The organism is Vibrio harveyi (genome assembly GCF_030060435.1).
Taxonomy (GTDB): domain Bacteria; phylum Pseudomonadota; class Gammaproteobacteria; order Enterobacterales; family Vibrionaceae; genus Vibrio; species Vibrio harveyi.
Window position 1 is genome coordinate 1975244 of the sequence record NZ_CP125876.1, and the last position, 11275, is coordinate 1986518.

Here is an 11275-nt window from a genome sequence, read left to right on the forward strand (position 1 = left end):
AGAATCACACTAGCATGCCAATAATTGAAGCATCCCTTTGTCGCCATTAAAATCAAACATTAATAACGATGCCGGGTGGTTAAAGTGATGATTCTTAACTGTAAACGCAATCAGCGCAAGTGACGAACAACTGCCCATCGTTCCCCATAACTCATTGATAAGATTAGGTTGTTCTGGATCAATGAAGCGTTCTGCTTTAGCACCTAGAGCAAAACCATAATCTTCCGTATGCGCGCGCAGGTTTGTCATGTCTGAATAAACTTCACCAAACGAATCAAGTTTTTTACTCACTCGCTGCACAAGTCTAAACATGCCTCTTCGGTCTGCGGTATTCAATTCTGTGTCGATATAACCAAGCTGTGCTTGAGGCTTAAGTTTCAATGTTTCTAAAGTATTTCTTCTGCAAAGAATTAACCCCGCTCCCCCCTCACTCGGAATAACACCCCATGGGTTATTCGTACTCATTACCATCGCATCGTCAATAAGCTCTTGCATCGAACTCACCGTAGAGTCCACGCTAATGCACATCATGGCGTCGTATTTATCCATAGACTTCATTGCCTGTAGCACGAAGCTAGGACCGCTTGCATGCACGGCTTCAACCACAGAAAGAAAGTCAGAATAGTCACTTTCACCGAGCCACTCTTGTATCTTCGCTAATGAAATTGTCGTTGGCACAGAAATAAGTAACGGAATCGGCTTCAAGGACCGAGGTAGTTGGACCAAAAGGGAATCCAGTAAGTGAGCCGTTAGCTCACAGGTTTTTCCAAATAATTCGCTCTCTTTCGTGTATTCGATTGTGGCAAACGTAAATCGTTCAATACCGTCTTTACCGACCATTTGATCAAACCTAGCTAAGTCCGCCTTAGCCACGCTAGTAGCAACGTCCAGGTTCATTCCTGTAGGCGTCATGACTTCCATGCCTAACACGTAACGACCGGTTGAATTAGGCATGCTCGCTTACCTCTTCTAATAGGGTGATAGACGTAGAGACCAACAAATGTTCTTTGCCTTGACAGGGAAACGCGGCTGTATAAGTGATTGATACGGCTTGCTTTTCAGTATCAACGAACAAGGTATACATCGCCATATCGACCTGGTAGCTGCCGTCTTTAAAAGTGGCGGTTGCACGATACTTCTCTTTAGGAATGCGAAATGAAAGCGTGTCATCATGACAAAAGCCGCTCATCATTAAACGCTCGCCTCCATGAAGAAAACCTTTGCATTGTTGGTCGGTGGGCGCGCTTTGAAAAAAGCGCCTATCGAAGTCCAGCGGTAGCATTGGTTTGCGATTTTCAATCCAATCTTCATCAAACGTGCCAGCCAGTTTTTGGCGAGACTCAAAAAATGGGGGAATAGGTCCAAAGCCCGCCACTCGCAGGTTTTTTGAAGTAGCACTCCACTCTTCTCTCGGGTAGAAAACCGAGGGCACTTTCTGCTCAAGTAACGCTTTATTGGAATCAGCGACACCACCGCCAATTCGGTTACGTAAGTCACCACCGATCGCGCAGGTGTAATCAATATCTCTTTCTATAAAGGGCGTCGGTTTACTGAGTGTGATACTCCCCCCGTGTTCAACCCACACGCGCTCTCCGTGGATAGCGAGAGTCTTATCGATATGACCATCAATCAGAACTCGGCACTCTTGGTATGTCACTGGCTTTTTCGCGTAGCTGCGCGCTTTGCCGTAAACAAGTACATCTGTGTTGTCTTTGGTATACGCAAACTCGTGGTCAACTTTCATCGCAGAGAAGCCTTCTTCGCCCAAATATTGGGGATCATCGAAGATTTCACTTTCACCTAATTCGTGCCAAACCACTCCATCGAATTGCCAAGTACGTTTAGCGACAACAACCCACACTTCATCGCCGTTTTCATCACGTTGAAAACGCCCTTTAAGTGATAGCTCTGGGTTGGCTTCAATATCCCATAACTGCATTGCTATTCCTTAAGTTGAATCGTTCGATCGCCGAAGGTGCGGCTTTTAAATTGTTAAAGTTCCAGTCTTGCTGATGGATCGGCATAGCCATATCCCATGGCACATAAGCTCTTGATTGAATACAGATTTGACGCCATAGCCAATCGCGGAACATGACATCAACATTGGCATCTTGCATCGCCGCTAAAGTAGATTCGAAGCTCAATGCATAACCCATACGACTGGGTAGGTTTTGGACATACTTTTCATCTTCCACCCACTCGTTAAGCAAATCGATAATCTCTCCCCACTCATGCTCAACGCCAATGTCTTGCGGAGTCAGGTGAAGAAGTTTTCCGTAGACCACATACAATGCTTGAATCCAAACTTCGCCTTCATCTTCTTCTAAACTTTGCAAGTGATCGATGATTCTAGGTACTAGCCTGTGATCCCCACTCAGTGCAAAATCGACAGGAGCTAACGAAGAAGAAATATCAAACACTTCAAACTCTCTAAGCTCCAATAATTTTGCAAAAGTGAGTATCTGATCAGAAGGCAACTGACTCCGTTCAGTACCAAAATACTGACGGAACCAAGTGCCTCGGTCGCGTTTAGTAATCAAACGTTCAAACAGATACTGTTCACCATTAGCATTGTCGTTGATCCATTCAATACCCTCTTCCACATCCTGCAACGCCAGTAATGGCAAAGCGATATTGGAAAGGATGATTTCCGCTTTGTGCCAACGTTTAATCAACGCAACACTCAATGCTTGGCGGACACGTAGGCACTCAAAATAATACGCGCTGGCTTTCACTTTACCTTCGATAAGTTCAGACATCACACTATCGATATGCTCTACTGGCGATTGCGTAACAATCACCATAGCGGTATGCCTGTCTAGCTCTTCGAGTAAACTCAGACCACACAAAAGGTTATCAAGCTCTGAGCCTAACTCTCCTTGAAGCATGATCCAGGTATAGATTTCTGGCTCTTGGTTTCTTAATTGATGAATCAACCCCGGTGCTAATCGATAAAACGATAAGTAAACCTGCTTGAGCTCAGCAATTTGGCGCTCAATGAGCTTGAGATACTCCAATTCACGACTTGGATAACCACGTTTATGAATTTGGACTCTTTGCCTAATTAAGAATCCGAGGCTCTCTGAGGCGATAGAAAGCTTTTCGTTGCAAAAGGTCAGCCATGTTGCTGGCAGTTGGGAAAGGTCGCTCACTGCACGTTCGGCTTTCGCCAACGCACCTTCAACGTCTTGATTGGTTATAGGTGCCTTTAGGTGCTCGACACCGATTCTTTGTCGCATCTACTTATCCATTGTTAGCGTACGAGAACGCGATAGCAGTCAACTAGTAGCAATTAGTTAGTAATGGTTAGTTATTAACAATCAGCTCGTTGTGCTCAGTTAATTGCTATCGTTCCACCTTGAATTTTTTGTGCTTTTTCTGCTTGAGAGGTGACGTACTTAGCCTTTGTGGTGATACGACCATCGCGCCCGCTATAACGAGTTTCTGTCTCTCCGCTTTTAACGATCAGCTCCTGTTCTGTCTCAATCACCATCTTTTTGGCTCTTAATACAAATTCGTCAGAATCATCCAAAATGGAAAAGAATATGTCCGTCACGAATGGCAAGCTTAAGTCTTCGTTCAGGAATTCAATTCGACAACTCAACTGGTTATCGATGGCCATTTGTAACTCAGAACGACGAAAGCCACGCCCTAACCTTGCGGTAAGTGGCTGGTTAAATGGATTTCCATCAAAATCAACTCGAACACTGCCTGTGGATTCGTTGATGGCGACTATGGTTCCAAAGCGCGAAAAGCAAGCCGGAGTATCGGCTTGCTGTTTCGTGATAGTTTCTGTAGTAAGTGGTTGTTTTTCCATCATTAGTTAATCGCTACGTTACCACCCTTCACGACGACTTTATCGCTGCCCTCAATGGTGATTGAAGAGCCAGACAGCTTGATTGAGCCATCACTGTTCATCACTAATGAAGAGCCGCCTGTTTTCAACACAATCTTGTCACCACTGATGATTTGCGTCGCACCGTCGGCTTTGTATGATGTGTTACCTTTGACCGATACCGTTAAATTGCCGCCTACGGTTTGATTGTCATCGGCACCGATATCCGAACTCTTAGACGCCCCTACCGTCAGGTTACTGTTTTCACCCACGTCCAAATCGTCGTTTTTACCGATCTTAGTTGTGCGGTTATCGCCAATTTCTAAATCAGAGTTATTCTTTACATACTGAGTTTCGTTGGCGTTGTAAGTGACGGTTACATCTTGCTCTACGGTCTCGGTAAATGTGCTGTTTACTTGCGTAGTCTTATGACCATCAATGGTTTCTTTGTGGTCACCATGCACTTCGTTGGTTTGATGACGCGCTACCTTTAAGAACTCATCCTGACCGATATCGCGGTAACGGTTGTTGAGTACTTTAGTCGACATATCTTTTTGAGCATGAATGTAAACTTCTTCTTGGTTTGCTTCGTCTTCAAAACTCAGCTCGTTGTAGCCTGTCCCCTTGTGTGTTTGGGTACGGAACGTAGTACGCGTTTTGTTCTCAGGTAGCGCATAAGGAGGGAAATGCAGACCGTTGTACACAGCCCCAGTCACTAACGGACGATCTGGGTCACCCTCAAGGAACGTGACGACCACTTCATGACCAATACGCGGCAAATACACAGCCCCCCAAGTTGGCGCTGCCATCGATTGACTTACACGAATCCAACAGCTTGAGTGCTCATCGTTATCACCATAGCGATCCCAATGGAACTGAACTTTAATTCGTCCGAGTTTATCGGTGTAGATCTCCTCACCAGCAGGACCAACCACAACAGCGGTTTGTGGACCATCAACAACAGGTGCAGCCAATTTAGGCGCTCTAAATACCACATCGCGTGGAATACAAGAGAACTGGTTGTAGTAAGTGGTTGGCATACCACTCGTTTCGTCTTCATGCACCTGTGGATCTTGCCCTGTGTGCATGACAGATAACATGAGGTAGTCACGGTTGATTTCAGCGCGAGGATGTTCACTGACATTAAAGCTGTAACCAGATGCTAAACGCATCACATCACTGCTCGCTTCAACCTGTTGATTATCAACAATATGTTCAGACATCCATTCCGTCGTTCTTACCTGCCCCATCGCAGGGTCCACGTAACGACCAGGGTAATCAAACTGCTTCAAGTCTTGGTCAAGATCGCCCGCATGCGTCATCTCTTGCGGGATCTTTGGTTGCTCATAGTTATAATCCGTGTACGTAACCTGACCCGTTCGCACCCGGTTAACTAACTCTAGATCGGAGATGTGCTCACGATCGGCAACGCCACCACCATCAGCATGATAAACAATCGGTCCAATGTAAGAAGCATTGATTGGCGAACTCACCAAAGGTGCAATCGCATCATTACTATCCACTATTACCATGGTGTGATTTGCATCAGTATGCTCAAAGTAGTACCACATACCGTGCTCAGCCATCATGCGCTGAACGAAATGCAAGTCCGATTCACGATATTGAAGAACGTATTCTTTGGGAGGATATATGCCTGAAAGCTCGAAGCGATAATCGGTGACTGCCCCATCATCCAGCACTTCAGTAATAATATCTTGCGCAGACTTCTGCTGGAAAATTCGACAATCTTGACGCTGAGATAAAAACCAAGCTTGCGGCACCAAAACCAATTGGTATCGAGAGAAACGGCGCCCAGTCCCCAAATAGCGAACTTCATTCACGACACCGTTAAATACACGTGCAGCACCAACACCTTGTCCATAAAGGGTTAATGTGCCCGCTTTTCGTATTAACGCATCAAAAGAGATATCTGGATCAAGTGAAAGTAATGAGAGACTGATGTGAAAAGGTTTCGAAAGCTCTTCATTCACTTGAAAACTTTCTACTCGAAATTCATGCCCACATCCAGGCACTTCAAATTTAAATTCTACGTCATTCACCATATCTTTTACCTGATACAAATAATCGGATTAGGGCCAACAATTGTTGGCCCTGAATCTTTACGCAAAGAGCAATTAAGCTTCGCGTGGAGCACGCCAGTCGTCGTTACCCGCTGTACCACAGTTTTCGTGAGTCACTTCAATTGCACGGTAAGTGAACTTAAGTACTTCTTCTGTCACACGGTCTGCGGTTGCTGCGTCTTGACAGTGGTTCATACGAGTTTGGATATCTACAAGTAGCGCATCAATCAGTTTGATTGAGTAGTAGTGCTCTTGCTTACCTTGAACTGAAGTGCGGTAGAAACGAATCACACATTCAGGAAGTTTTTCACCAGATACTAGTGCGTTGAATAGTAGTGGAGAAGAACGGTCTTGAACTTTAGTTACAACAAGTGGGCGGTGTACACGCTGACCAGTTGGCTGACCGCTTTGTGGGTCACGTGGAACAGTTAGCACGTGATCAAGCTCTTGCACTAGGAACTCATCAACGTGAGCTTCTTGCCATGTGTTACCTACAGAGTCCGCAGAGTAAGTATCTTTTGTAATGTGACCTTGAGTTTCACCGTTGATAGACATATATGCTGGAGTTGGCATCGCTATTTCCTTTTCTAAAATCTGTTTTGTTTAATCACCAAATCGCTTATCACCGCGACTACTTGGTATATTCAAACTCCATGCCAACTAAAATAAACAATAAAATACAATAACTTACAAGAAATCAGCCATTATTTGCCTATTTGTTAAGTACAATTTATTGGTTGAAAAACCAAAAAATTGGATTCAAATAATAATAAATTGTTTCGAATATAAAAAGTGGAAATAACCATATAACAACAAGACAATAAAGTTAATAAACCTAGCCTTTTAGTTATATTCACTAATAATTAATTCAAAATAACAAAGTATGATTCGCCACGATAAATATTACCACTAATACTCTCATTAAAATCACCAATAAACGCTAGTTAAAATATCTTGATAAAAAAAGAACATTGTCACTTTTAGTATAATAGCCATTACATCTTTTCCTCTAAAGAATTAAATGGTCATGATAAATATAAACCTTTCTTCATTAATTCAGCGTCTACACCCGATAGCAAAAGTTGCACTAGAAGACGCAGCTGCACTTGCAGTTTCTGAAAAAGCAAACGAAGTTCAAATTGAGCACTATTTATTGAGTCTATTAGAAAGGCCAAATAGTGATTTTGACGTCTTATTAAGTCATTTTGATTGTTCAGAGAACTTATTAAGACAATCGGTTCGATCTACTCTCGATACCAACGCCAAAGGGAATGGCAGCAAACCCGTTTTTTCTGCTTTATTAATTGAATGGTTACAAGAAAGCTGGCTGGTTTCTTCTTTAGATCTGTCTGAAACACAAATCCGCTCCGGTGCTCTGCTCCTTACTCTTGTTAGCAACCCTCTACGTTACGGTCAACACGGTTACGCCTCTATCCTTGAAGCCCTAAATCCTGATAGTCTAAAACGCAACTTTGCAGAGCTAACGAGCCACTCTATCGAAGCGCAAGTCGCCACGTCAGAAAACACTCAAGCTCGTGAAGATGGCTCAGCACTGAGCAAGTTCACGACCGACTTCACTGGTAAAGCACGCAAAGGCGAAATCGATCCAGTATTCTGCCGTGACCAAGAGATCCGCCAAATTGTGGACATTCTTGCCCGTCGTCGCAAAAACAACCCTATTGCGGTTGGTGAGCCTGGCGTTGGTAAAACAGCCGTCGTTGAAGGACTAGCACTTAAGATCGTGCAAGGCGATGTGCCTGACAACCTAAAAGGTGTCGAGCTTTATGGCTTGGATATGGGACTTCTACAAGCCGGGGCAAGCGTAAAAGGTGAATTCGAGAAACGCCTAAACGCTGTATTGGATGAAGTGAAAAACTCGCCAACCCCTATCATTCTTTTCATCGATGAAGCACACACACTTGTTGGTGGCGGTAACCAAGCAGGCGGCAGCGATGCTGCAAACTTGCTAAAGCCTGCACTAGCCCGTGGTGAAGTCAAGACAATCGCAGCAACAACCTGGTCGGAATACAAAAAGTACTTCGAGAAAGATCCTGCCCTTGCGCGTCGTTTCCAACTTGTGAAACTCGACGAGCCTTCTCCGGAACAAGCGGCATTGATCATCCGTGGTTTGCGCCCTGCTTACGAAAAATCACACAATGTATACGTTCGCGATGATGCCATCACCGCAGCTGCAGCGCTCTCAGCTCGTTACATTTCGGGTCGCCAACTGCCAGATAAAGCCATTGACGTTCTAGATACAGCATGCGCGCGTGTGAACATCAGTCTAAATGCCATTCCTGCGTCTGTAGAAACACTTCAACAAGAGCTTGCTGCACAACAGCGCGAGCTCGAAGCCCTTGAGCGAGATGCGCTACAACAAACAGGCGATAAACACAGTCTTGCTAATATTCCAGACCTAAAACTGGCAATGGAAGCAACAAAAGAAGAATTAGCAGAACAAGAAGCACAATGGCACAAAGAGAAAGAGCAAATCGAAGAAATGATTGCACTACGTTCTCGTTTACATGAGTTAGTGTCTGCTGAAACCAACGAAGAACAGCAGATTACTGATGAAGAATCAGAACATGAGCAAGACATTTCTCCATGCGCAGAAATGGATGAAGAAGCAGTTCGCATTGCAATTTCAGCCTGCCAAGAACAGCTAGACGCGATTCGTGGCGGTAACCCTTTGGTTCACTTTGAAGTGGGACCAGATGAAGTAAGCCACGTTATCTCTGATTGGACAGGTATCCCAATGGGCAAGATGCTTCAAGACGAAGCAGAAACCACTCTCAAGCTAAAAGAAAGCCTAACGCAAAGCATCAAAGGTCAAGAATACGCTATCGATGCACTGTCTGAAGGTATCCAAACTGCAAAAGCCGGCCTAGGAAACCCAGACGCACCGACAGGTGTATTCCTGCTCGTTGGTCCAAGCGGTGTGGGTAAAACCGAAACCGCTCGTGCAATTGCCGACCAAATGTTTGGTGGTGAGCGCTTCATGACGACCATCAACATGTCTGAGTTTCAAGAGAAGCACACGGTATCTCGCCTAATCGGTTCACCTCCGGGTTATGTAGGCTACGGTGAAGGAGGCATGCTCACAGAAGCCGTTCGTCAACGTCCATACTCAGTTGTGCTGCTTGATGAAGTTGAAAAAGCCGATCCAGAAGTGTTGAACCTGTTCTACCAAGTGTTCGATAAAGGTACACTGAACGACGGTGAAGGTCGTACTATCGACTTCAAGAACACGCTAATCATCATGACTAGCAACCTTGCGACGCATGAGATTGAATCTTTGGTTCATCAATCAAAAGACATCGATGCCAACATCATCGCAGAAGCCATCCGCCCGACGTTGAACCAACACTTCAAACCAGCGCTATTGGCACGTATGTCGGTACTGCCATTTGTTCCGCTGTCTGATGAAGCAATGACAGAAATCATTCACCACAAACTCAACAAAGTCTCTCAGCGTCTACAGAGTCATCATAAGTTGTCTTTGAGCTACGAAGATAACTTGGTTGAGTTCGTACTTGGTAACTGTCGTCTTGCTGAAACAGGTGCGCGTAACATTGATGCGGTCATCAACCGTCAACTACTGCCTCAGCTATCGACTCAGCTACTAGTGCATGACAAGGATGATTCACATACGCAAATCGAAGTGTCTGTCGATGAGCAAGGAACACTAACCTATGCGTTCAGCTAACCATAGCGAACTTAGCAACGCCCTACTTGCGATCAGTCAATCTTTGGCTGATCGCAGCCAGCTTACCCAAACCTTAGATGCCGTGTTGACTGCTGCGAGACAAATGACCCTCGCAAAGCACGGCATCATTTATGTTTTGGATCAGACTGGCCAGGCGTTGATTCCAAGTACCGCTCACCATAACGATAAAACGATTGTTTCCCACCCTTGGGAGGCATTGCAGATAGATTCCGCTAGTGAGAACGACCCATTTAACTTTGCCATTCGCAATGGTGAGGTGGTGTTGATTAACGAGTTGTATAAGTACAACGGCTACGACTGTGACAGCATTTATCTAACTGAGCAGACGCTTGGATTAAAGAGCGAGAATTTACTGGCTTGGCCTTTGATTGATAGCGAAAGTAAGACCATTGGACTCTTGGTCTTGCTCGACTTAAGTGTTATCGACAACGAAGCCGCACTCACCGAGTTCTGTCGCATGGCCGCAAGCAATATTCGCCAAGCGGTTTGGTTAGAGCAATATGGGCAAGTGATCAAAAGCCTGAGTGCCGATAACCAAGCACTGCTTCGTGAGAACACTCAACTCAAAAAGCGTACCCAAAAAACCTATCAGGGTCCTATTGCAGAGAGCGAAGAAATGCTCAATGTCTTGAATCGACTTGATAAGGTGTTATCCCTTCCTGTCGATGTGTTATTGCGTGGTGAAACGGGCGCTGGTAAAGAAGTGATCGCGAAATACATTCACGAAAACTCTAACCGAGCAGAGCAACCTTTGATCGTTCAGAACTGTGCCGCAATCCCAGAGCAATTATTAGAATCGGAACTCTTCGGTCATAAGAAAGGCTCATTCACTGGTGCAGATAAAGACAAAGTCGGTCTGTTTGAAGCAGCCAATGGTGGTACGCTTTTCTTAGATGAGATCGGCGATATGCCAATGCTACTGCAAGCAAAGCTTTTGCGTGTGCTACAAGAGCGTAAGGTTCGCCCTATCGGTGCTAGCAAAGAGATTGAGGTAGACGTTCGCGTAATCGCGGCCACCCACTGTAATCTCATGCAGCAAATCAAAGATGGCCGATTCCGTGCCGATTTGTTCTACCGTTTGAATGTATTCCCGATTACCTTACCACCGCTGAGAGCACGTCAGTCGGACATTATTCCACTTGCGGAACATTTTGTTCAGCACACGACTAACACGTTAGGTTTACCACAGGCACCAGGCTTAAGTGCCAACGTCCGTAAACAGCTTCTTGCGTACCCATACCCGGGTAACGTGCGCGAGCTTAAAAACATCATCGAACGCTCAGTGCTACTGTCAGATTTTGAAACCATCACTCACATTGAGTTTGGTGAACAAATACTAGAAGATGTGCCAAGCTTCGAAGTTAATGCTGTCTCCCCTGTTACCGAGCAACCTGAACAGCCAGTTCAAGAACCAAGGCGTTCTGATTCTGACGATGGCTTGATGGGTCTTAAGGAAGTGGTCAGTCAGTACGAGCGCACAGTGATCATCGACTGCTTAAATGCCTGCAACTGGCACACCAAGAAAGCCGCCGAACAGTTGGCTCTACCAATGAGTACCCTCAACCATAAGATGAAGAAATACGATATTTCTGCAGCGGGTTGATTGGAGAAGCGAGAACTCCTACTTCAGTT

General features: G+C 45.2%; 8 protein-coding genes. 2 read left to right on the top strand and 6 right to left on the bottom strand.

Going from position 1 to position 11275, the window contains the following annotated elements; genetic code table 11:
- Positions 1 to 9 precede the first annotated feature (9 nt).
- The 6 genes from QMY49_RS25350 to QMY49_RS25375 form a co-directional block, all read right to left on the bottom strand.
- Positions 10 to 954: a hypothetical protein gene (locus QMY49_RS25350; RefSeq protein WP_050907840.1), complete on the bottom strand. Its 945-nt coding sequence runs from the start codon at positions 952 to 954 to the stop codon at positions 10 to 12.
- Positions 947 to 1939, bottom strand: coding sequence for a DUF2169 family type VI secretion system accessory protein (locus tag QMY49_RS25355; protein ID WP_047515599.1), 993 nt, complete (start codon positions 1937 to 1939; stop codon positions 947 to 949). The genes QMY49_RS25350 and QMY49_RS25355 overlap by 8 nt, the downstream gene beginning before the upstream one ends.
- Positions 1920 to 3239 carry a hypothetical protein gene (locus QMY49_RS25360; protein ID WP_283315231.1) on the bottom strand — a complete coding sequence of 440 codons (1320 nt, stop codon included), beginning with the start codon at positions 3237 to 3239 and terminating at the stop codon, positions 1920 to 1922. Before QMY49_RS25360 ends, QMY49_RS25355 begins: the two co-directional genes overlap by 20 nt.
- Positions 3240 to 3334: 95 nt before the next feature.
- Complete coding sequence (locus tag QMY49_RS25365; RefSeq protein WP_009696466.1) at positions 3335 to 3820, bottom strand: hypothetical protein; 486 nt, start codon at positions 3818 to 3820, stop codon at positions 3335 to 3337.
- Complete coding sequence (locus QMY49_RS25370) at positions 3820 to 5898, bottom strand: type VI secretion system Vgr family protein (RefSeq protein ID WP_283315233.1); 2079 nt, start codon at positions 5896 to 5898, stop codon at positions 3820 to 3822. Before QMY49_RS25370 ends, QMY49_RS25365 begins: the two co-directional genes overlap by 1 nt.
- A 72-nt stretch (positions 5899 to 5970) precedes the next feature.
- Positions 5971 to 6489, bottom strand: coding sequence for an Hcp family type VI secretion system effector (locus QMY49_RS25375; protein ID WP_005449492.1), 519 nt, complete (start codon positions 6487 to 6489; stop codon positions 5971 to 5973).
- A gap of 454 nt (positions 6490 to 6943) precedes the next feature.
- On the opposite strand from QMY49_RS25375, the gene tssH reads away from it, so the two are divergent.
- Both tssH and QMY49_RS25385 read left to right on the top strand, forming a co-directional pair.
- Positions 6944 to 9622 carry a type VI secretion system ATPase TssH gene (gene tssH / locus QMY49_RS25380; RefSeq protein ID WP_283315235.1) on the top strand — a complete coding sequence of 893 codons (2679 nt, stop codon included), beginning with the start codon at positions 6944 to 6946 and terminating at the stop codon, positions 9620 to 9622.
- Entirely contained in the window at positions 9609 to 11246 is a 1638-nt protein-coding gene (locus tag QMY49_RS25385) for a sigma-54-dependent Fis family transcriptional regulator (protein ID WP_253649604.1), read from the top strand. Before tssH ends, QMY49_RS25385 begins: the two co-directional genes overlap by 14 nt.
- Positions 11247 to 11275 lie beyond the last annotated feature (29 nt).